At 62.3% G+C, this 21,861-nt stretch carries 21 protein-coding genes and 1 tRNA gene; 11 read left to right on the forward strand and 11 right to left on the reverse strand.

Going from position 1 to position 21,861, the window contains the following annotated elements; all coding sequences use genetic code 11:
- Positions 1 to 99: 99 nt before the first annotated feature.
- Positions 100 to 2,805: a TonB-dependent receptor gene (locus tag BMF35_RS00675; RefSeq protein ID WP_047006264.1), complete on the reverse strand. Its 2,706-nt coding sequence runs from the start codon at positions 2,803 to 2,805 to the stop codon at positions 100 to 102.
- A gap of 304 nt (positions 2,806 to 3,109) precedes the next feature.
- Here BMF35_RS00675 and typA point away from each other — a divergent pair, with 304 nt between their 5' ends.
- Positions 3,110 to 4,948 carry a translational GTPase TypA gene (gene typA / locus BMF35_RS00680; protein ID WP_047006265.1) on the forward strand — a complete coding sequence of 613 codons (1,839 nt, stop codon included), beginning with the start codon at positions 3,110 to 3,112 and terminating at the stop codon, positions 4,946 to 4,948.
- A gap of 52 nt (positions 4,949 to 5,000) precedes the next feature.
- Here the strand turns inward: typA and BMF35_RS00685 are convergent, their stop codons facing one another.
- Genes BMF35_RS00685 through BMF35_RS00695 form a run of 3 tightly spaced genes read right to left on the reverse strand, consistent with a single transcriptional unit; the run spans position 5,001 to position 6,744 of the window.
- Entirely contained in the window at positions 5,001 to 5,741 is a 741-nt protein-coding gene (locus BMF35_RS00685; RefSeq protein WP_052765956.1) for a ZIP family metal transporter, read from the reverse strand.
- Positions 5,742 to 5,785: 44 nt separating this feature from the next.
- Positions 5,786 to 6,442, reverse strand: coding sequence for an SdpI family protein (locus BMF35_RS00690; protein WP_047006266.1), 657 nt, complete (start codon positions 6,440 to 6,442; stop codon positions 5,786 to 5,788).
- Complete coding sequence (locus BMF35_RS00695) at positions 6,439 to 6,744, reverse strand: metalloregulator ArsR/SmtB family transcription factor (RefSeq protein ID WP_047006267.1); 306 nt, start codon at positions 6,742 to 6,744, stop codon at positions 6,439 to 6,441. Before BMF35_RS00695 ends, BMF35_RS00690 begins: the two co-directional genes overlap by 4 nt.
- A 95-nt stretch (positions 6,745 to 6,839) precedes the next feature.
- Between BMF35_RS00695 and BMF35_RS00700 the strand changes: the two genes are divergently transcribed.
- On the forward strand, positions 6,840 to 8,027 hold the full coding sequence (locus BMF35_RS00700) for a glycosyltransferase family 4 protein (RefSeq protein ID WP_047006268.1): 1,188 nt from the start codon (positions 6,840 to 6,842) through the stop codon (positions 8,025 to 8,027).
- On the opposite strand, the gene BMF35_RS00705 is transcribed toward BMF35_RS00700, so the two are convergent.
- Entirely contained in the window at positions 8,019 to 8,474 is a 456-nt protein-coding gene (locus tag BMF35_RS00705; protein ID WP_047006269.1) for a hypothetical protein, read from the reverse strand. The two genes, BMF35_RS00700 and BMF35_RS00705, sit on opposite strands and share 9 nt — an antisense overlap.
- Before the next feature lie 71 nt (positions 8,475 to 8,545).
- Positions 8,546 to 9,442 carry a PadR family transcriptional regulator gene (locus BMF35_RS00710; protein ID WP_052765958.1) on the reverse strand — a complete coding sequence of 299 codons (897 nt, stop codon included), beginning with the start codon at positions 9,440 to 9,442 and terminating at the stop codon, positions 8,546 to 8,548.
- Positions 9,443 to 9,547: 105 nt separating this feature from the next.
- On the opposite strand from BMF35_RS00710, the gene BMF35_RS00715 reads away from it, so the two are divergent.
- The 3 genes from BMF35_RS00715 to BMF35_RS00725 are packed head-to-tail and all read left to right on the forward strand — an operon-like array spanning position 9,548 to position 12,429.
- Positions 9,548 to 10,861 carry a replication-associated recombination protein A gene (locus BMF35_RS00715; RefSeq protein ID WP_047006270.1) on the forward strand — a complete coding sequence of 438 codons (1,314 nt, stop codon included), beginning with the start codon at positions 9,548 to 9,550 and terminating at the stop codon, positions 10,859 to 10,861.
- A 44-nt stretch (positions 10,862 to 10,905) separates the two neighbouring features.
- Positions 10,906 to 11,556 (forward strand): hypothetical protein, encoded by a 651-nt coding sequence (locus tag BMF35_RS00720; protein ID WP_047006271.1) that lies wholly within the window; start codon positions 10,906 to 10,908, stop codon positions 11,554 to 11,556.
- A gap of 3 nt (positions 11,557 to 11,559) precedes the next feature.
- On the forward strand, positions 11,560 to 12,429 hold the full coding sequence (locus BMF35_RS00725; RefSeq protein ID WP_047006272.1) for a hypothetical protein: 870 nt from the start codon (positions 11,560 to 11,562) through the stop codon (positions 12,427 to 12,429).
- 10 nt (positions 12,430 to 12,439) lie between these two features.
- Here the strand turns inward: BMF35_RS00725 and BMF35_RS00730 are convergent, their stop codons facing one another.
- On the reverse strand, positions 12,440 to 12,946 hold the full coding sequence (locus tag BMF35_RS00730; protein WP_064971399.1) for a TM2 domain-containing protein: 507 nt from the start codon (positions 12,944 to 12,946) through the stop codon (positions 12,440 to 12,442).
- Positions 12,947 to 12,971: 25 nt separating this feature from the next.
- On the opposite strand from BMF35_RS00730, the gene BMF35_RS00735 reads away from it, so the two are divergent.
- Positions 12,972 to 13,047, forward strand: a tRNA-Thr gene (locus tag BMF35_RS00735).
- A gap of 26 nt (positions 13,048 to 13,073) precedes the next feature.
- Here the strand turns inward: BMF35_RS00735 and BMF35_RS00740 are convergent.
- The 4 genes from BMF35_RS00740 to queF all read right to left on the reverse strand — a co-directional run bounded on the left by BMF35_RS00740 (position 13,074) and on the right by queF (position 17,470).
- Entirely contained in the window at positions 13,074 to 14,426 is a 1,353-nt protein-coding gene (locus BMF35_RS00740) for a TrkH family potassium uptake protein (protein ID WP_047006273.1), read from the reverse strand.
- Between the two features lie 141 nt (positions 14,427 to 14,567).
- A complete protein-coding gene (locus tag BMF35_RS00745; protein ID WP_047006274.1) occupies positions 14,568 to 15,479 on the reverse strand; it encodes a bacteriorhodopsin in 912 nt (303 codons plus the stop codon).
- 141 nt (positions 15,480 to 15,620) lie between these two features.
- On the reverse strand, positions 15,621 to 16,925 hold the full coding sequence (locus BMF35_RS00750; RefSeq protein WP_047006275.1) for a UDP-glucose dehydrogenase family protein: 1,305 nt from the start codon (positions 16,923 to 16,925) through the stop codon (positions 15,621 to 15,623).
- A 77-nt stretch (positions 16,926 to 17,002) separates the two neighbouring features.
- Positions 17,003 to 17,470: a preQ(1) synthase gene (gene queF / locus BMF35_RS00755; protein WP_047006276.1), complete on the reverse strand. Its 468-nt coding sequence runs from the start codon at positions 17,468 to 17,470 to the stop codon at positions 17,003 to 17,005.
- A gap of 84 nt (positions 17,471 to 17,554) precedes the next feature.
- Between queF and BMF35_RS00760 the strand changes: the two genes are divergently transcribed.
- The 5 genes from BMF35_RS00760 (at position 17,555) to BMF35_RS00780 (ending at position 21,857) form a co-directional block, all read left to right on the forward strand.
- A complete protein-coding gene (locus BMF35_RS00760; protein ID WP_047006277.1) occupies positions 17,555 to 18,397 on the forward strand; it encodes a sulfurtransferase in 843 nt (280 codons plus the stop codon).
- A complete protein-coding gene (metC, locus tag BMF35_RS00765) occupies positions 18,352 to 19,611 on the forward strand; it encodes a cystathionine beta-lyase (RefSeq protein ID WP_082115607.1) in 1,260 nt (419 codons plus the stop codon). The genes BMF35_RS00760 and metC overlap by 46 nt, the downstream gene beginning before the upstream one ends.
- Positions 19,608 to 20,717: a mechanosensitive ion channel family protein gene (locus tag BMF35_RS00770; protein ID WP_047006279.1), complete on the forward strand. Its 1,110-nt coding sequence runs from the start codon at positions 19,608 to 19,610 to the stop codon at positions 20,715 to 20,717. The genes metC and BMF35_RS00770 overlap by 4 nt, the downstream gene beginning before the upstream one ends.
- 70 nt (positions 20,718 to 20,787) lie before the next feature.
- Positions 20,788 to 21,564 carry a uroporphyrinogen-III C-methyltransferase gene (cobA, locus tag BMF35_RS00775; protein WP_047006280.1) on the forward strand — a complete coding sequence of 259 codons (777 nt, stop codon included), beginning with the start codon at positions 20,788 to 20,790 and terminating at the stop codon, positions 21,562 to 21,564.
- The gene (locus BMF35_RS00780) at positions 21,561 to 21,857 is read left to right on the forward strand and encodes a DUF2849 domain-containing protein (protein WP_047006281.1); all 297 of its coding nucleotides are present in this window, start codon (positions 21,561 to 21,563) and stop codon (positions 21,855 to 21,857) included. The genes cobA and BMF35_RS00780 overlap by 4 nt, the downstream gene beginning before the upstream one ends.
- The last annotated feature ends 4 nt before the right edge of the window (positions 21,858 to 21,861 follow it).

Genomic DNA, 21,861 nt, shown 5'->3' on the forward strand with positions numbered 1-21,861 from the left:
CGTGGCACCAGCGATATGGTGGCCCGCGACAACGCTTGGCACCCGCGCAAAGAAAAGGGGGCGAAAACGCCCCCTTCCCTTTTGTCGATCGGTTGTCGCTCAGAAGCGGTAGCGGCCCGTGACACCGTAGGTGCGCGGATCGTTCGGATAGCCCGACACGCTGCCCGGCTGCGCGGGGCTGTCGAACACCGTGCCCAGCTCGCGATTGTCGAGCAGGTTGCGCCCCCAGATCGAGAGCGACAGGCCATTCTCGTGCTCATAGGTGAGCGAGGCCGTGAGATCGCTCTGCTGCGCCGTGAACGGCAGACCGGCATTGATGGCCGGCTGGCCGTCCACGATGGTGCCATCCGGACCGCGAACGGCGAAGCTCGGCAGGCCCTCGACCAGCTGGAATTCGCTGGTGCGCAGGTAGTTCACGCGCGGCACAAGCAGCGCATTGCCGAGATCGGCCTCGTATTGCGCGCCGATGATCATCGTCCATTCGGGAATACCCGACGGGCGCGTGCCCGAGATATCGCCCTGCGCCGACTGCACGAAGCTGTCGAACTGCGGATCGAGATAGGTGACGGCCGCATTGATGACGAGCGCCGGTGTCGGGAAGAACGTGCTTTCGAATTCCACACCGAAGGTCGACTGGCTACCGGCATTGGCCAGCACGAAGCCGGAGCCGGTGAAGATGTTGGACTGGAAGCCCTCGATCTCCTGCTCGAACACCGTAAGGTTGGCAGAGAAGGTATCGAAATTCGCCTTGATACCTGCTTCGTACACCGTTGATTCCTCGGGACCGGCGAAACGCGAACCGAAGGTCAGGTTCGGCAGGTCGAGCCCGGCAGCGATAATGGCAGCCCTGTCGCCAGGTGCGGGACGCGCATCGCGCGAAAGGTTGATCGAGCTTGCCTTGAAGCCCGTGGCGTAGCTGAGATAGACATTCACATCGGGCGTCACGTCATAGGCGAGGCGCGCGGTGTAGCTGAAGTTGTCATCATTGGTGACGCCATCCTCGACCGCATTGGGCACGTTGAGGAAAGGCGGCAGGAATTGCAGCGCCCGCAGCGGGTTCAGCGGGTTGGCCAGTGGGTTGTTTGCATTTGCATTGGCGAAAGCCTGTGCGCCAGCCGAAATCTGTCCGAAGGCAGCGGGATTAGCACCGGCGAAGGCAGTAACCTCGGCTTGCGTTGCCGGACGACCCAGCATCAACGCATCGCCCACGGTCTGCGCCACCGCTCCGCGGAACAGCACCTGGTTACGGAAGGGCGAAAGCTGCGGTGCATCGAAATCGACGGCCGAGAATACGTCAGTCGAGACCGCGGTCTGAGAGAATTCCTTGCTGTCGTCGGTGTAATTGCCGCCCAGCGTCAGTACGAGACCGTCGACGATCTCGAAGTCGACTTGGCCGAAGATCGAAAAGGCTTCGGAATCCAGCGTGAAATTCTCGGTGAAACCGGCACCCTGCACGAAGGATTGGCCAACGATGTTGTTGCCGAAAGATTGGCTGAAGACCTGCTCCAGAGTGAGGAGATCGAACGCACCGCCCGTGCCGCTCTGGATGAGCAGGTCGGCATAATTGCGGAAGTCTGCACCGTAGAGCAGCTGGTTGTCCGTCTCCACATCCTCATTGATGTAGAACACGCCCACAAGCAGATCGACCCGGTCCGCAATCGAACCTGCCACGCGGAATTCCTGCGTGAAGGTATCGATTTCCAGATCGGCCGAGTTCGGGAAGATCAGGTCGGCGCTGGAGAAGTCCGAGTCCTGGAAGGTCACGGCTTCGGTCGAGCGGCTGGCGGTGATCGAGGTAAGCGTCCAGTCGCCGATGTCGTAATCCAGCTGGCCCGACACGCCGTAATTGCGGATTTCGTTCGTGGACGGGAAGTTGTTGTACACCACGTCCGCAAAGCGATCGTTGGGGTCGGTCACCTGGCCGCCGACGCCTATGACGGCAGCCGTTGCCGGGCCGCTGAGCACGTTCACGACGCCGCAGCAGACTTCATCGATCCGCTCGTAATCGCCGATGATGCGCAGCGAGAGGTCGGTGCCGTTATCGATGAGCAACTGGCCGCGCGCATACCAGCGATCGCGGTCGCTCACATCGACGCCCGTCTCCAGGTCTTCGAAGAAGCCGTCGCGGTGGTTTACGCCCGCGCCGATGCTGATGGCGACGGTATCGGCCAGCGGACCGGTGATGTAGCCGCGCGCGATCATCGCGTCGTAATTGCCGTAGGTCAGCTCTGCCGAGCCACCCCAGTCGAACTGCGGCTCTTCCGTGGTGACAGAGATCACACCGGCAGAGGCGTTCTTGCCGAACAGCGTGGACTGCGGGCCGCGCAGCACTTCGATACGCTGCACATTGGGCAGGTCGGAGATGGAGGAGGCGGTCCGGCTGCGATAGACGCCATCGATAAACACGCCGACCGAGGGCTCGATACCGGCATTGTTGGCGCCGTTGCCGAAGCCGCGGATGAAGAAGCCGGTATTGGCGGAAGACTGGCGCTGGCCGACTGTCAGCGAGGGCACGACGCTGGACAGGTCGCGAATGTCGCGGATCTGGTCACGCTCGAGCGTTTCAGCGCCGGTAACGGAAACCGCGACCGGAATTTCCTGAAGCGTGGCTTCACGCTTGGTCGCGGTCACGATGATGTCGTTACCCTGGGCGTTATCTTCGCCGCCTTCTTCGGGATAGACATCCTGCCCGGTTTCCGCCTCGTCCTGCGCGTAAGCGGCTGTGGGGGCGACCATGGCAATAGCGGCAACGCCGCAAAGGAACTTGCGCGAGAAACCGGCATTACCGGCAGTCATGCTCTTCATTGAATTCTCCATCTCTCCCTTGAAGATCCGCGCTGCACCCTTCGTGAGCGGCTTTTACGGACCTCAAGCGACCTATCTAGGCACGCTCTGTTATCCCGCCTGAATCCCTAGCACAATCGGGACATGCAGATAAATCCACCTATGAATCGGCCTGTGTAACAATATCGCAACAGGGAGGAATCTGACGCATAGGTAAGGCAAACCGCGCTCCACCGGCCTTGCTCGCGGCCCCTGCATCGGCTATCGGCGCGCCAGTTCGCAGGTGCAGCATTGTGCGCCTAGCCCTCTTTCAGGAACTTCGCTTATGTCCGCCCCCCTTCGCAATATCGCGATTATTGCGCACGTCGATCATGGCAAGACCACGCTTGTCGACCAGCTTTTCCGCCAATCCGGCACCTTCCGCGAGAACCAGCGCGTGGAAGAACGCGCCATGGATTCCGGCGATCTGGAGAAAGAGCGCGGCATCACCATTCTCGCCAAGCCGACCAGCATCGAATGGGCACCTGAGGGCGGCCAGTCCAACTACCGCATCAATATCGTCGACACACCGGGCCACGCCGATTTCGGCGCCGAAGTGGAGCGCATCCTCTCCATGGTCGACGGCGTCATCCTGCTGGTGGACGCTGCCGAAGGCCCGATGCCGCAGACCAAGTTCGTTACCGGCAAGGCGCTTGGCCTGGGCCTGCGCCCCATCGTTGTCGTCAACAAGATCGACCGCAGCGATGCCCGCGCCAGCGAGGTTTTGGACGAGGTTTTCGACCTGTTCGTCAATCTCGATGCGGATGACGACCAACTCGATTTCCCCGTGCTCTACGCCTCGGGCCGCTCCGGCTATGCCAGCGAAGACGCCGATGCGCGCGAGGGCACCCTCACCCCGCTGTTCCAGCTTATCGTGGACCATGTACCCGAGCCGGACCTCGATCCCGATGGCGATTTCGCCATGCTCGCCACCCTGCTGGACCGCGACGCATTCCTCGGCCGCATCCTGACAGGCCGCATCGAAAGCGGTCGTCTGGAAGTCGGCATGCCGATCAAGGCGATGGACGTAAACGGCAACCAGATCGAAGCCGGCCGCGCCACCAAGGTCTTCGCCTATAACGGGCTGGAGCGCGAACCGGTGCTGCATGCCAAGGCGGGCGACATCGTAGCCATTGCCGGCCTGACCGAGGCAACCGTCTCCAACACGCTGGCCTCCCCTCACGTCAGCACGCCGATCCACGCCCAGCCGATCGATCCGCCCACCCTCTCCATGACATTCTCGGTCAATGACAGCCCCTATGCGGGCCGCGAGGGCGACAAGGTGCAGAGCCGTGTCATCCGCGACCGGCTGGAGCGCGAGGCGGAGACGAACGTCGCCATTCGCATCACCGAAAGCGCCGAACGCGATGCGTTCGAGGTGGCGGGCCGCGGCGAGTTGCAGCTGGGCGTGTTGATCGAAAACATGCGCCGCGAGGGTTTCGAGCTGTCCATCAGCCGTCCGCGCGTGCTGTTCAAGGATGGCGAGAATGGTCGCGAAGAGCCGTATGAGACGGTCGTGGTGGATGTGGACGATGAGTTCAGCGGCACGGTCGTCGAGAAAATGGCGCTGCGCAAGGCAGAGATGCTCGACATGCGGCCCAGCGGTGGCGGCAAGACGCGCCTGACCTTCTCCGCCCCCAGCCGCGGCCTCATTGGCTATCACGGCGAATTTCTGTCCGACACGCGCGGCACGGGCATCATGAACCGGCTGTTCGAGAAATACGGCCCCTACAAAGGCAAGATCGAGGGCCGCCAGAACGGCGTCCTTATCTCGATGGAACAGGGCGAGGCCATGGCCTACGCGCTCAACACCATCGAAGAGCGCGGCGTGCTGTTCATCGGCGCTAACGAGAAGCTGTACCAGGGCATGATCATCGGTGAGAATGCCAAACCGCAGGATCTCGAAGTCAATCCTTTGAAGAGCAAGCAGCTCACCAACTTCCGCGCCAGCGGCAAGGATGACGGCATCCGCCTCACCCCGCCGCGCAAGATGACGCTGGAACAGGCCATCGCCTACATCCAGAACGACGAACTGGTGGAAGTGACTCCGCAGAGCATTCGCCTACGCAAGCGCCACCTCGACCCGCATGAGCGCAAGCGCGCCTCGCGCCAGGCGGAGGACTGATTGGAGAAAGGCCCGGTCGCTGAAAAGCTGCCGGGCCTTTTCTTTGACGAGATTAGAAGGCGTGCCGCTCCGCCAGGATCAACGCGCCGAACAATGCCACTCCGCCGAGAAAGGGGAAAAAGCGCCCCTTGCGCTCTTCGGGCAGCTCTTCCTTCAGCACGGTCAGGATGATGCCGCCTGCCACGAAAGCGAATACGCAGCCGACCACGACCGCGTCGAACTGCACTGTAATCCCCAGCAGCCAGCCAAGCACGGCACCGGCGCTCAGCACCCAGCGCCCGATCGCCATGTAGCCCTTCCGGTCATCCTGATACTTGGCGAAATCGGCAGTTACGAAGTGCAACATCATGGCAATGAAGAAGAGCAGGACGGTCATTCCCTCCTTCTCTTCTCGCTGCGCGACGAGATAGCCGATGACGGCGTTGAACAGGCCGTAGACGATGCAATGCAGATATTGGCTGACCGTGTCCGCCATATCGTCGTCGCCGTGCTGCTTTTCGCGCAGGCCCGCTAATCGTTCCAGCCCGTAAAAGGTCACGAGCCCCGCCAGTGTCAGGCCGTATACGGCGGTTCGCGCTGTCTCCTCACCCGCCATCAGGCCGGTCGCAAATTCTTCGGTATGCTCGGCAATATCGGGCATGATGTGCAGGAAGACATAGGTGACCGCCACGCCGCCCGCGAAAGACAGCCAGCCGCTGCGCGGATCGACATCGAGAAAGCGCATGTTGTGGATGAGCATATGCACCGCGACAAAGCCTGCCACCATGGCGCCGGATATCGCGATGTCGGTCATCCCCATGCCGGGTCAACAGGCGGCGGGGCGGCTCGTTCCGTGTGCTACGCCCGGGTGCGCGAATGCCACAGCCACCAGCTATAGGCGAAAGGCACGAGCCCCGCGCCAAGCACGCTGGCGAGCACGATGGGTGCCAGCAGGGCAGGATCGAGCGGCAGCAGCGCGGCAATGATGATGAGCAATCCTGCCGCCATGAACAGCTTGCCGCCCAGACGGTGCGTTGCGATCCAGTTGTCGGTATCGAGAATGGCCCACGGCGTACGAATGCCGACGAAGAAGCCCGGCCTGCTCTTGGGCAGCACATTGCCGAGGATGACCAGCAGCAGTCCGGTACCGACGATAATGGCGTTGACGCCGATTTCCACGCCCCATGCAGGCAGGCCGACCACCGCCTGGATGACGATGCAGAGCAGCATCATGCCGATCCATGTCGCGCGCAGCACGGGTGCAGAGCCTTCCAGCCGGTCCTGCAAAGGCTCCATCGTAGGAATGATGGCGAAGAGCAGGCTGGTCAGAGCGAGTACGCCAACCGGTAGTAGGAGCGCGGTGAGCGCGGGTGCGAAATTGTCCGGCTCGCCCGCCGCATTCCAGTGGATGGGCAGTTGCGTGCCGTCGGGAATGCGTGCCTCGGTCACGAAGGCGAACACGGTCATGGCGGCCATGATCGCCAGAGAAATCATCAGGGGCACGCGCACATTCATTCCGGTTTCTCCTGACCTACGGGCCGTATCGGCGCTGTGTCGGACATCATCCCCATGCGACCCATAAAGCCGTGCAACGCCTCTTCCAGCGTCGACATGTTGAGCGAATAGATGACCTGCCCGCCCCTGTTTTCCGACAGCACCAACCCGGCGTCGCGCAGTTTGGCGAAGTGGCCGGACATGGTCGGTTTCGATACCGGGAAATTGTCCGCCAATTCGCCAGCCGACTTGCTGCCCTGCTTGAGCAGTTCAAGCACTTCGCGGCGGATCGGGTGCGACAGGGCATCGAAAACGGTAGCCATCTCTATTTAGGCAATAGGCTAAATGAAGGCCAGCCGCAAGTGGATTTACCCTACGCCTCTCGCCAAGTGCTGCGCTGTCAGCTAACGGCTGGCCGATGGATGTGTCCGATCTTCGCGTTGCGCTGTTCAGCGGGAACTACAATTACGTTCGCGACGGTGCCAACCAGGCGCTCAATCGCCTCGTCGATTACCTGCTGCGACAGGGCGCCAAGGTGCGCGTCTATTCGCCGACCACCGATACGCCTGCTTTCGAGCCTGCCGGCGAGCTTGTCAGCCTGCCATCGGTGCCGATCCCGGGGCGCAGCGAATACCAGTTCTCCACCCACCTCGGCAGCGAGGTGAAAGCGAACCTTGCCGAGTTCGACCCGCATATCGTGCATATCTCCAGCCCCGACATTGCCGGGCACCGTGCGCTGAGCTGGGCGCGGGGCCGCGGCACGCCGGTGCTGGCGAGCGTGCACACCCGTTTCGAAACCTATCCCCGCTATTATGGCCTTGGTTTTACCGAGCCGCTGCTCGTCGCGATGCTGCGCCGGTTCTACCATCGCTGCGACGCCATCGTAGCGCCGTCCCCCTCGATGATCGCGGAATTGCGCGAGCAGGGCATGCATTGCGATATCGGCACATGGTCGCGCGGCGTGGATCGCAGCATCTTCTCGCCCGATGCGCGGGACGTGGAATGGCGGCAATCGCTCGGCATTGGAGAGGATGACATGGCCATCGGCTTTCTCGGCCGCCTCGTGCTGGAGAAAGGCCTCGACATTTTCGCCGACACCATGGTGGAGCTGCGCCGCCGCGGCGTAGCGCACAAGGTGCTCGTGATCGGCGAAGGGCCCGCAAAGGGGTTCTTCGAGGAGAAAGTGCCCGAGGCATGTTTCGTCGGCTTCCAGCAGGGCAAAGGTCTGGGCCGCGCGGTGGCCAGCATGGATGTGCTTCTCAACCCATCTGTTACCGAGACGTTCGGCAATGTGACGCTGGAGGCAATGGCTTGCGGTGTCCCGGTGATTGCTGCCGATGCCACTGGCGCCTCCAGCCTGGTGGTGGATGGCGAAACCGGCCATCTGGTGCCGCCGCGCGATGTTTCTGCTTATGCCGACAAGTTGCAGGCTTATGCTCAGCAGCCCGACATGCGCCGTGCCCATGGCGCGGCAGGCGCGCGGCGAGCGGATGAATTCGACTGGGACACCATCAATGGCGCAGTGGCGGATACCTATCTGCGCCTTATTGCGCAGCGCGCTCGCGCGGGCGGCAAGCTGCCCGCCGCACCCGCCTGCTCAGCGTAGCACGCCGCGCGCCGTCATGCGGCGGCAATAAACGGCCAGCGCAACCGTCACGACGATGATGAATCCTGTAAACGCCCAAAAGAATGGCGAGCTCAGCTCGGGCGGGACATCCCCTACGATCTGATGGATCGTCGATACGAACAATCCCGCCAGCGACGCGTAGAAAGCGAATGTCGCAAACCGGCTGCGCAGCAAAAGCAAGATCGAGCCTGCCAACGCGCCCCAGACGCCAAATGCCCAGGCCGCGTCTGCCCATGCGGGAAATGTCGTGAAATAATCCAGCATCACATCCAGCGGCACGTTCGCGTTTTCGGCCGACATGCGCAGGTAATCCATATTGCGCGTCTGCGTCATCACATAGTCATTGGCGCCGACTGCGTGCCACAGCAGCGACGCGATACCGATCACCCAAAGGTGCCACGGCGTGGATGCTCTATCGCCAATCATATTGTCTCTCCCCCGAGAGCGACCCGGAGGAGAGGCTATCACGCCCGTTCAATTCGGCAAAATGCCTTGCGTCAGAGACGCTCGATCCGCCGCGCCATTTCGTCGATCAGGTCGATGACCTTGTCCTTGTTCGCGCCGTTCAGCTCGCCGCGTGCCGCGCGGTTGGTGATGACCGAGGCAAGGTTGCCGATGGAGCGCATGACATCGGAAGACCGTGCTGCCCGTGCGCGCTTGGCTCGCCGCCCGACACGGTCGAGCAGCGGGTCGATCTCGTCGGCGCGCTCGTCCAGCTCCTCCCGCCCGGCGTCGGTCGCTTCATAGACCTTGCGCGCGCTTTCGCCGTCCTGTTCGGCGATTACGCCTTCATCCACCATCATGGCGAGCGTGGGATAGACCACGCCCGGGCTCGGCGCGTAACTGCCGTCGCTCGCCTCTTCCAGCGCCTTGATGCAATCATAGCCGTGGCGCGGTTCTTCGGCGATCAAGCCCAGCAGCACCAGCCGCAATTCGTCGCCGCCGAACATGCGCTTGCGCCGCATGCGCTTGGCGCGTTGCGGTCCCTTGCCGGGCTTCATGACTTTGCCGAAGGGGAAGTTGTCGCCGAACACGCCGTTGCGTCCGAACGGTCCATTGGGTCCGAATGGTCCGTTGGCACCGAACGGGCCCTCGGCCCCGAAAATGCCTTCCGGTCCGAACGGGTCTTTCCTGCGGCGGCCGCGTCGATTGCTGTCATCATCCGTATCATCACAGTCGATATCGACATCGACATCGAAGTCGTCACCCTCCGGTGCGTCCTCCATGTCGATCTCCACCTCGATGTCGACGTCGAAATCCTCGCCTTCAGGATGGTCTTCGATATCGCCTTCGATGGGCCTGCCTTCGGACTTCCGAGCCTTCCGCGCAGCAGCTCGCTTCGCAGGCTTGCGCGGCTTGGCCGCCTTGTCGCTGGTGCTCTTTCGCTTTGTCATCGCAACACTCCAAACATCGTCCCGCGATATATCTAAGATATATCTTGGCGCATGCAAGATGCAGGAGGTGTCGCAATTTGCGCCGCCACCGCTACATAGGCTGCCATGGCCGACCTGTTTGCCGATGACCTGCCCCAGACGCCGCCCGAAACGTTGCGCGAGGATGCTCCGCTCGCCGACCGGCTGCGCCCGCGCGCTTTGAGCGAGGTGATCGGGCAGGAGCACCTGACGGGGCCGATTGGCGCGATCGGAAGGATGGTGGCTGCCGGCAGGCTCTCCAGCATGGTCCTTTGGGGGCCGCCCGGCACCGGGAAGACCAGCATCGCCCGCCTGCTCGCCGCCGAGGTAGGCATGCGCTACGAAGCCGTGAGCGCGGTTTTCAGCGGCGTGGCGGACCTGAAGAAAGCCTTTGCTGCTGCCGAAACGGCGCAAAAGGCTGGCCAGCGCACGCTGCTATTCGTGGACGAAATTCACCGCTTCAACCGCGCGCAGCAGGATGGCTTCCTGCCTTTCGTGGAACGCGGTCTGGTGACGCTGGTGGGCGCGACCACCGAAAATCCCAGTTTCGAACTCAATGCCGCGCTCCTCAGCCGCGCGCAGGTGTTGATCCTGCATCGCCTCGATGCGGAAGCGCTGACCAAATTGCTTGAGCGGGCCGAGGAATTGGAAGGCCCCCTGCCCCTCACCCCCGAGGCGCGCGATGCGCTGATTGCCAGCGCCGATGGCGACGGGCGTTTCCTGCTCAACCAGGCCGAAACGCTCTATGCTGCGCAAATCGAGGAGCCGCTCGGCCCGGCGGAGCTGGGCGCGTTCCTTCAGCGGCGCGTCGCCGTGTACGACAAGGATCGTGAGGGGCACTACAACCTCATTTCCGCGCTGCATAAGGCGGTGCGCGGGTCGGACCCGCAAGCCTCGCTCTATTATCTCGCAAGGATGCTCGTCGCCGGCGAAGAACCGCTGTTCCTCGCGCGCCGCCTGATCCGCATGGCGGTGGAGGATATCGGCCTCGCAGACCCGCAGGCGCTCACCCAATGCGTCGCCGCGAAGGATGCATACCAGTTCCTCGGCAGCCCGGAAGGCGAACTGGCGCTTGTGCAAGCTTGCCTCTATCTTGCCAGCGCGCCCAAATCGAACGCGGTTTACAAGGCGCAGAAGGCCGCCTTTAAAAGCGCGAAAGAGACAGGCAGCCTGATGCCGCCGATGAACATCGTGAACGCGCCGACCAAGCTGATGAAGGATGTCGGCTACGGCAAGGGCTACAGCTACGATCACGATGCGGATGAGGGCTTTTCCGGCGACAATTACTGGCCCGAAGAGATGGAGCCGCAAACCTATTACCGCCCGGTAGAGCGCGGGTTCGAACGCGAAATCGCCAAGCGGCTGGACTATTGGGAAAAGCTGAAGGGGGAGCGAGAGTGACTTTGCGTAAGGCTCTATGCCTAGTGCTTGCGACAACCGGTCTTATGACCGGCACCGCCCATGCGCAGGATCGTCCGGATCCAGCCATCTGTGAGCGTCTGCAAGCCGAGCGGGGGCTACCCATGGCGGAGCCGGTCTCTCTCGAAATACCCGCCAGCTTTTCGGATCGCGCCGTGCAAACAGGCAGATGGTTGGCCACGCTAAATGCGAATGGCGGCACGGACTGCACCTTCCTTGGCTGGGTTATCACCGCAGAACCACTGGAGGCCCTGTCCGATCGCTTCATCGGCTTCGCTTGGACCGGCTACGTCACCTATGGTTACACGCTGATAGACACCGGCGCTGGAAGAATGACAATCGATACCGGATCGCGGCCCGTATTTTCTCCGCGTGGTGATCGTCTGGCATTCGTCGAAGTCTCGGATGTGCGGATCGCATTCAAGGGATTCGCGGTTTACCAAATCGGCGACGGATCCTTCACACCGCTGCATGTCGACACATTCCTGCCCTACCATGCGGATTGGCGGGTGGATGAATGGGCTAACGAGGATTGCATCTTGCTATCCGCCGTCCCCCGTAGCCGGATCAACAACGATTATTCGCGGCTGCCTGATGCAGAGCGAGATCGCTACGTCGCCGGACGCCAAAATGGATGGCGGCTATCGCCCGGCACGCAATGTCCGGACTATCCTTAGACCTTGCCACGCGCCTTCGAATACTTCGTCGCCATCGATTGGTCGGGCGCGCAGGGGGCCTCGCACAAGGCGATTGCGATGGCGGTTGCGCACGCCCGGGGCGGAGCGCCCGTCCTTGTCGAGCGGGAGCGTGGCTGGTCCCGCGAAGAGGTAATTGCGGTTCTGCGAGATACGTTGCCGGCTAATTCACTGGTCGGTCTCGATCTCGGCATTGGGTTTCCCCACGCCGATTGCGGCGCCTACTTTCCCGATTGGAACGAGAGCCCGCCCGATGCGCCATCTCTATGGTCGCTCGTAGACGCCAACTGCGCCGACGACCCGCATCTGGCCGCCACCAGCTTCGTCGATCACCCGCAAGCCAGCCGCCATTTCCGCCGCCACGGAGGACGCGAGGGCGCGACGTTCGGAGGCGGACAGGGCCGCTTTCGCGTAGCAGAGGAAGAGCAGCGCAAGCTCGGCTGCAAACCTTATTCCAATTTCAACCTGGTCGGCGCGGCGCAGGTCGGCAAATCGAGCCTTACCGGCATGCGGATGCTGCACGCCTTGCGTGGCGACATTTCCGTGTGGCCGGTCGACCCATTGCCGAGGACCGGACCGGTGATCGTCGAGATCTACACCACAATCGCGGCCCTTGCCGCCGGGCGCAGCGCTTCGCGCGCCAAGATGCGCAGCTATGAAGAGTTGAATGATGCGCTAGCCGTTTTAGGCAGTGCGCCGGTTGTCGCAAAAGGGCCGGTCGACGATCATTCCACCGACGCGCTTCTGACAGCCGCCTGGCTGCGCAAGGTCGCCGGCGACGCGTCGCTCTGGTCACCGGCAGCCATGACATCGGAAATCGCGCGCACCGAAGGCTGGACCTTCGGCGTGTCCTGACAGGCGAGCCTCAGCGGCGGCGCATGGCGCGGATTTCCTCGACGCGCGGATCGAGCGAAGGGCGCGACAGACCCTTCGTGTCATCATCGTCTACCCCAAGGAATTGCGTTGCATGGCTTGCCGGCGCGGGGTTCAGGAAGCGGCCTTGCGCCTGCATCTCGCGGATGATCTCGACATTCTCTTCTTCCACCATGCCGGCAGTGCGAACGCCGTCATAGATCCACCAGAACACCATCGGGATAAGACCGATGATCGTGCAGGACAGGATCAGCTGCGTGATGGCGGTGCCGGTGCGGCCAAGGTAGAAGCGGTGAGCGCCCAGAAAGCCGAGCACGAACCACAGAAGGTAAGCGACACCGGTCGATTTCCGGCTGGCTTCGTAGATAAGGTGATCCTGTGTCGGTGCGTCCATCGTGCGTTCCCAATCGTCCCGCCGCGCCTTCAAGCATAGCGGCGCGTCCATTTCCATGGCGAAATTTGCCAGATCGGGCTGGATTTTCACGATGCTTTCGATCAAAGGGGCACCCGCTTTGACGAGAAGTGCCGGCTTAGCTCAGTTGGTAGAGCAGTTGATTTGTAATCATCAGGCCAGGGGTTCGAATCCTCTAGCCGGCACCATTTTCCCGACTTCGTCAGGCACGGCCTCAGACCTTGTTGGAGTCCTCAATAGTTTCCTCGCCCGATGCCGAGGATACGAGCGCGATGCCGAAAGCCAGCACGCCCACGCGCCCAGCCACCATCAGCACGATGACCAGCAGCTTACCGAATTCGGAAAGGTCGCCCGTCACGCCCATGCTGAGGCCCACCGTGCCAAGCGCGGAGACGACTTCAAACACCAGCGTGCCGAGAAGGACTGACGGCTCCGAAACGGTCAGCACTAGCGTCGCCAGCACCACCACTGTGAGGTAAAAGACCAGCACGGCGGCGGCGGCCTTTATCTTCGCATTCTCGATAATATGGTGAAGGATATGAACGGCCTTTTTCTGCCGCAGGGCCGCAACGGTCGATGCGATGAGAGTCGCCACGGTCGTTACCTTGATGCCGCCACCCGTGCCGGATGGTGACGCGCCCAGCGCCATGGTGACGATCACCAGCAGGAAGGCCGTCGGTCCGACCGTGCCTGTCGCCACCACGTTGAAACCGGCCGTCGTCGAACTGGTCATGGCTTCGAAAAAGGCCACCAACCAGCGCTGACCATCGGGCATGCCTGCCATGCGCGCATCGCCCAGACCGAGGATGATCGTGGTGGGCACAATCAGGGCGAAAACCACGATCAGGACGACCCGGTTCGTATAGGAAAGGCGGAGCCGTCCCTCGCGGAACGAGCAGCGCGCGTCCCATGCTAGTAGAAAACCGATAGCGCCGAGAAGGCAGAGGATCGAAATGACCATCAGGACGGCCGGTGCTGCGAGAAAGCCTTGCAGACTATTGCCGAATAGGTCGAGTCCGCCGGTGCAGAAGGCGGACACCGTGTGGAAGATCGCGAACCATACTGGCTGCGCGACATCTTCAGCGCGGAACGCGAGATAGAGCAGCACCGCGCCGACCGCCTGCACGCCTAGCGTGTAAAGCACGACCGTCTTGCAGAAGCCATATATGTTTGTGTCGTCCGGCAGTGAGAAATCGGTGCGCGTTTGCTGCTCGGTTTCCTGCCCGGTCTCTTCTTCGTAATCCTTTAAACGCCGACGGCTTTTTGTGATGAGGGTTCCGAGTGCGAAGGTTGCGATCGTCATATAGCCGATGCCGCCGATTTGGATCAGCAGCATGACGATGACGTGGGACGCGGTGGAATAGTCGTCTGCAAGGCTTAGCGTGGTCAGCCCGGTCGTCGTGAGGGCGGAGACCGAGGTGAAAAGGTGGTCGATCGGGCTAGCGCTGTCGAAGCCCTCCACGATCAGCAATGCCACGAAGCCGATCGCTGCAATCGCGCAATAGATCAGCAGGAGCTGCTTCGCCGAGTTAAGGCCCTCGAACCAGTCCTTCAGCGTGGCGAACATGAAAGGCCCGTTCCCGCGATGTGAGCTATCCGCATCAAGCTGGCGCTATGCCGGACACGTGAAACGGTCGACCGGCATCGCACCGGTCGACCGCGTTCATTTGGCAGGCCAGCAACCATCACGGCTGCGGCGATGCGAGGATCAGACGGAACCGGTACGGCTCCGGTCTTCGTCGAGGACATTCTCCTCGCGCTCGTCGGCGGTCAGCTGGTTACGCGAGGGCGTGTGCACCATCATCGCGACACCGGCAGCGCGGTAGCCCAGCTCTGCCGAGCGGCGCAGCGCCACCTGGCTCAGCATCACACCGAAGACCAGCTTCGAGGTAACGTCGGCGACGGTGTACAGCGTCTGGCGAACGACGACGCCCGTCGCGCTGCCATCGATGACCGGCCACATATAGGCGATCGGGTAGATGGCCCAGGTGATGACGAGGAACCAGAAGCAGTTGATCAGGCCCTTGCGCACCTCATTGCTGGCCTCTCCCTGCGGATCGCGCACGGCATTGGCGAGCACCAGGATCATCCAGATCATGAAGACGGTGGAGATAGCGCCCCAGATCCACAGCTGTTCGCCGTTCTCATAACCTGCGATACCGGCGGCAGCAGGCTCGAAATACTGGCCGACATAGCCGGTGATGATCATGGCGATGCCGGTGAAGGTCAACAGGCCCCACTTCTTGAACAGCGCGGCGCCCGTGAACCCGGCGACGACGACAAGCTGTGTCATCAATAATGGGACGTCGATCATCCAGTTCATGTAGCGATAGCCGTTGGAGAAGCGCTCTCCATCGACAACCTGGAAGGTTTGCGTCGCGGGATTGAAAGCGAAGCTCTCGTTCCACAGCATCCACAACTGGCCGATCTCCAGCGCGGCGGACACCATCACCACGGCGGAGATGATCGACGTGGCGCGAAAGGCGGGGTGTGTCTGATATGCGGTCATGGCGAAATACACCAGGCCCGCGGCGAATACGGCTACTGTGAAGGCAAAGGCATGGCGAACCATGTCATATTGCCACACCGCATATTCTACGAAGTTCTCGATTGTCGGCATTGCTTTTCCTTCCGCAATGGACCGCTATCGACCAGACTTTGCCTGCGCTTTTACGCTTTGAACGGCCGCGGTCGTCTAAACAAGACGACCCCCCGATTGCCGATCTAAATGTTTTTTAACCAAAAAGCCAACCTAGGCTTTCTACCGCCCCACGCCGACATAGGTGAAACCGTGCTTCTCCACATCGTGGCGGCTGTAGAGATTGCGAAGGTCCACGAGGATCGGTGCTTTCAGCAAACTCTTCACGCGGTCGAGGTCGAGCGCGCGGAACGTGTCCCATTCGGTCACGATCACGGCGGCGTCGGCGCCATCGAGAGCGTCGTAGGGTCCGTCGCAATAGGTGACGTTGTCGATCACCTTTTTTGCCTGCTCCATGCCCTCGGGATCGTAGGCTTTCACCGCGATGCCGGCATCCTGTAACGCCTGCACGATGCTGATGGCTGGCGAATCGCGCATGTCATCGGTGTTGGCCTTGAAAGTGAGGCCCAGCACAGCAACGGTCTTGCCGTGCTGTTCGCCGCCGCCCAGCGCCTGGATGACCTTGCGGCCCATGGAGCGCTTGCGCTGGTCGTTCGACTGGACGACGCTTTCCACGATCCGCAGCGGCGCTTCGTAGTCCTGTCCGGTCTTCAGCAAGGCCAGCGTATCCTTGGGAAAACAGCTGCCGCCATAGCCCGGGCCCGGCATGAGGAAACGGTTGCCGATGCGCGTGTCGAGGCCGATGCCCTTGGCCACATCGCGCACATCCGCGCCCACTTTCTCGCACAAATCGGCGATTTCATTGATGAACCCGATCTTGGTCGCGAGGAAAGCGTTGGCAGCGTATTTGGTCAGTTCCGCGCCGCGACGGCTCATGGCGATCAGCGGGCTCTCGTTCCGCGTGAGCGGGCGATAGATTTCTTCCAGCACCGCCTCGGCGTGCTCGTCATTCACGCCGATCACCACGCGGTCGGGCCGCTTGAAATCGTCGATCGCCGCGCCTTCGCGCAGGAATTCGGGGTTCGATGCGACCGAGAACTGAAGGTCCGGCGCTTCCTCGCGGATAATGCGTTCCACCTCGTCGCCCGTGCCGACGGGCACGGTGGATTTGTCCACCACCACCACGCCATCGGGCAAAAGCGGCGCCATCTCCCGCGCGGCAGCATAGACGTAGGACAGGTCTGCATGGCCATCGCCGCGGCGGCTCGGCGTGCCGACCGCGATAAACACAGCATCCGCGCCGGGCAGCGCCTCGGGCAGGTCGAGCGTGAAGGACAGGCGGCCGGCCTCCACGTTCTTGGCCACCAGTTCGTCCAGCCCAGGTTCGAAAATCGGAATTTCCCCGCGCAGCAAGGCGTCGATCTTCGACTGGTCCTTGTCCACGCAGACCACATCGTGCCCGAAATCGGCGAAGCAGGCTCCAGATACGAGCCCTACATAGCCGGTGCCGATCATCACGATGCGCATAAGAAACGATCCCCTGAAATGGTCTGCCGCGCCTTTAGAGGATCGGTGGTTAAGGAAGCAAGTTTGGCTCTCAGCCTTTAGCCCCGTCCGCGATAGCCCTGCACGCCCTGGTCGGGCAGCCACAGATCGGCGGGCGGCGCACCGCTTTGCCAGAATACGTCGATGGGAATGCCGCCGCGCGGATACCAATAGCCGCCGATGCGCAGCCATTGCGGCTTCATCTCATCGAACAGCCGCTGACCGATGCCCACAGTCACATCCTCATGAAAGCCATTATGGTTGCGGAAGGAACCGAGAAACAGCTTCAGGCTCTTGCTCTCGACGATGGTTTCAGCAGGCGCATAATCGATCACGAGATGCGCGAAGTCTGGCGCGCTGGTGACGGGGCATAGCGATGTGAATTCCGGCGCAGAGAACCGTACCAGATATGTCGTGCCCGCGCGCGGGTTTGGGACATAGTCCAGCACGGCCTCTTCGGGCGAAGCGGGCAGGCTGCTCGTCTGGCCCAGATGCAGCGGGTTCGTGGTCTTCTGATCGTCGCTCATGGCCGCCCAAATGGCGCGAGTTCGCATCATCCGCAAGATGGCAGGCGGTTTACGCGGGGGCGCAGCTTGGTTACGCCCGCTGGCATGACACCACTTGTAACTACGGACTGGCTTGCCAACGAGCTCGATGCAGGCGACCTTGTCGTGATCGACGCCACCTTGCACTTGCCAGGCGCCCAGCGCGATGCGGCAGCAGAATACATCGCCAGCCATATTCCCGGAGCGCGGTTTCTCGACCTTGCCACTCTCGCCGATCCGCACAGCGCAGTGCCTTCGGCCATTCCCACGCGGGCGCAGTTCCAATCGCGGATGCGCAGGCTGGGAGTGCCGAACGATGCGCGCATCGTGCTTTATGATGCATCGGACCTTAGAAGTTCCTGCCGGGCATGGTTCATCATGCGGCATTACGGCAGGCGGGACGTCGCTATTCTCGACGGCGGTTTCGGCAAATGGGGCGCGGAAGGACGCATTGTCGACCACGGCGCGTCATCGTTCGAAGAAAGCGGCTTTGTCGCCGGTGTGGGGGAATGCGAGATCCGCCAGAAAGCGGACATGTTGCTGAATATCGATAGCGGCGCGGAACAGGTGGCCGATGCCCGCGACGCCGCGCGCTTCACCGGCGACGCTGCTGACGCAGTGCACGATCTGCCCGGCGGCCATATTCCCGGCGCGCGCAATCTCTTCTTCAGGGATCTGCTGACGGAGGATGGGACTTTCCGACCGGTGGAAGAACTGGAGGAAGTCTTCCGCAATGCAGGCATCGACCCGGCGAAACCGCTCGCTGCAAGTTGCGGCAGCGGGGTGACGGCATCGGTCGTGCTATTCGCGCATTACTTGCTCGGCCACACGCATGGCGCGCTCTACGATGGCAGCTGGAGCGAATGGGGCGCAGACCCGGCCACACCGAAAGCGACAGGCCCAGCATGAGCGACAAGCCGCATAAACCCGCAACGCGCGCGGTCGAGGCCGGTCGGCGGCGCGAATGGACATCGGTCCCGGGTCAAAGCGGCGGCGTGGTCAATCCGCCCGTATGGCGGGCCAGCACGCATCTCTACGACGACATGGCAGATCACCTCGCCGGCAGGCCGAACGAGGACGGCCATTTCTATTACGGCCGGCGCGGCGGGCCCACGCAATGGGCGCTTTGCGATGCCTTGACGCAGCTGGAGCCGGGGGCGGACGGCACGGAGCTTTTCCCCAGCGGCGTTGCCGCCATCGCGTGCGCCCTCCTTGCCCTGCTGCGGCCCGGCGATGTGCTGTTGGTGCCCGACAATGCCTATGAGCCCACGCGCAATATCGCCCTCGGCATGCTCAAGCAGTTCGACATCGAAGCGCGCCCCTTCGATCCGCTTGATATTGATGACTACACGAAGAATTTCTGTCCGCGCACGAAAGCGGTGATGATGGAGAGTCCGGGCAGCCTTACAATGGAAATCTGTGACGTGCCCTTGCTGGCTGCGATAGCGCATGACCAGAAGGCTCTCAGCATCATCGACAATACCTGGGCAACACCGCTGGGATTTCCGGCTCTGGCACGCGGCTGCGACATCGCCGTGATGAGCCTCACCAAACATGTCGGCGGCCATTCTGATATCATGATGGGGAGCGTGTCTGCGGCAAAGCCGCTTATCGGACGCATCCGGCGGCAAGCGCAATTAATGGGACAGGTCGTCTCACCGGACGATGCCGCCCTTGCCCTGCGCGGCCTCAGAACCATGCCGCTGCGGCTGGAGCGCGCAACCGAAAGTGCGCGCCGCGTCGCACAATTCTTGTCCGAACGACCCGAAGTTTCTGCCGTGCTTTGCCCACTTCTTCCCGGCACGCACGATCACGAATTGTGGCAGCGCGATTTCACCGGCGGCTGCGGTTTGTTCAGCTTCGTGCTGGCGAAAGGTGCGGACGCAAACGCGCGCAGCCGCCTGATCGACAGCCTCGACCTGTTTGGCATCGGCTATAGCTGGGGAGGGTTCGAAAGCCTTGCCATCCCCTTCGACCCCGCGCCGATCCATACGCGTCGCCCATGGCCGCCGGGGATCGATAGCGGCAGCGGGCTAGGCGTGCGCCTGTCTATCGGGCTAGAAGACGCAGACGATTTGATCGCCGACCTTTCGCGCGGTCTCGACAGCATGGGAATGGCATGACGGCAACCACACCGCCCGATACACCGACCGAAGCGCCTGCCGAGCCTAGTACGGGCGACCCACTGGTGGACGCCATCACCGGCGGCGGCGAAGCCACGCCAGCCACAGAGCCGACACCCGAGCCTACTCCAACGGAGATCGTCAGCACGGCAGACGATGTGCGCGAAGCGCTGGCGGGCGACAGCGAAACACTCGGCGGCGTCGTCGATACGCTGGATGCCATGGCGCTTTCGCTCGGCTCGATGCGCATCTCGATGTGGGATGTGACCATCGTCATTGGTGTGATCCTGCTTGTCCTGCTGATCGGCTGGGCGCTTACACAGACGGTCCGCTTCGCCCTGCGCCGCGCGACAAAGCTCGATTCCTCCCGCCGACTGCTGGCGGAGAAGATTGCAACGGTCATCATTTGGACTGGCGTTTTCCTGCTCGGCATCGATCTCTTGGGCATCGATCTAACGGCACTGGCAGTGTTCTCCGGTGCCTTCGGCCTCGCCATCGGCTTCGGCCTGCAGAAGACATTCGGCAACCTGATCGCGGGCATCATCCTGCTGATGGACAAATCCATCAAGCCGGGCGATGTCATCGCCATTGCCGACCAGGCGGGCAACGAGACATTCGGACAAATCCGCAAGATCGGCATCCGCGCGGTCTCCGTCACCACGCGGGACGAACGCGAATACCTCATCCCGAACGAAAACCTGATGATCAACCAGGTGGAGAACTGGTCCTATTCCAGCCGCAAGGTGCGCATGCAGGTGCCGGTCGGCGTATCCTATAGCTGCGACATGAAGCTGGCGCAGGCGCTGATGCTGGAAGCGGCAGCGAGCTGCAAACGCGTGCTGCAATCGCCCAAGCCCACTGTGTGGATGAGCGAATATGGCGATAGCAGCGTCAATTTCATCATCCATTGCTGGATCACCGACCCCGAAATGGGCGTGGGCAATGTCCGCTCCGAAGTGCTGAACGCGCTGTGGGATCTGTTTCAGGAAAACAATATCGAGATCCCCTTCCCCCAGCGCGATCTCAATTTGCGCGACAACGAGCAGATGCAGCAACTGATTGCGGCCATCTCGCAACGGGTCCAAGACAAAAATTCCAAAGAATAGAATAACTTAAGTCGGCGCGCAAAGCTGACCTAAGGCGGGGTCAACCCATTCTCGCTGGCGAGGCCATCCCATGCGGCGCATCTGGCCGGGCATGGAAACAGGCACCATTCACCTCGTGGGCGCAGGCCCCGGCAGCCCCGACCTGCTCACGCTTCGCGCTGCGCGGCTGATCGAAACCGCTTCGCTCATCGTGCATGACGGGCTTGTCGATCCTTCCATCCTCGCCATGGCGCGCTCAGATGCGCGATTGGTGAGCGTCGCCAAGCAGCGGTCGAAGCACACGCTGCCGCAGGACGAAATTAACGCCCTGCTGGTGCATGAAGCGCTCGCCGGCCGCGATGTCGTGCGGCTAAAAGGGGGCGACCCTTTCGTATTCGGTCGCGGCGGCGAAGAGATGGAAGCCGCGCAGGCTGCCGGTGTGCGAGTCGAAATCGTCCCCGGTATCAGCGCCGCCAATGGCGCGGCTGCGGCCAGCGGTATCGCCCTGACGCACCGGGAGGACGCCAGCATTGTCAGCTTCGTGGCGGGCCAGTGCAAGGGCTTGTCGGACCAGGACTGGTCCGGCCTTGCAGGGGTCGGCCGGACGCTCGTCATCTATATGGGCGTGAAGACCGCGCCGCAGATCGCCGAGAAACTGATGGCAGACGGCCTCGCGCCCGACATGCCCATCGCCGTGGTCGAGAATGCCTGCCGCCCCGAAATGCGCGTGCTGCGCGGTCCGCTGGCGGGCCTGCCTGACCTTGTCATGGCCGAAGCCGTCCAAAGCCCGGCCCTCATCATCATCGGACACGTCACAGCGCGCGGAGACGCCGCAATCGCCCCGCTTCTTCTGGAGGCGACGCTATGAAAATCCTGACCGGAAACGACCTGCTGACAGGCGCCGTCGTGTGGTGGGATGGCAGCGGCTGGTCGCTCCACATCGCGGACGCCGCCGATGCGGGCGAGGCAGCAGACAGCATCATCGCCAGCGAAAGCGCCGCGCGCCGCGTCAATTCCGCCTACGCCATCGCCGCAGAGCAGACCGCAGACGGCCCGCGCCCAGCCCATATCAAGGACCGCGTGCGCGCGCTCGGCCCCACCGTCCGCCCCGATCTCGCGGTGAAAGCCGCGCAGAAGATGGGCTGGGACTGGGTGATCTAGGACT

Source organism: Aurantiacibacter gangjinensis, from assembly GCF_001886695.1.
GTDB classification, from domain to species: domain Bacteria; phylum Pseudomonadota; class Alphaproteobacteria; order Sphingomonadales; family Sphingomonadaceae; genus Alteraurantiacibacter; species Alteraurantiacibacter gangjinensis.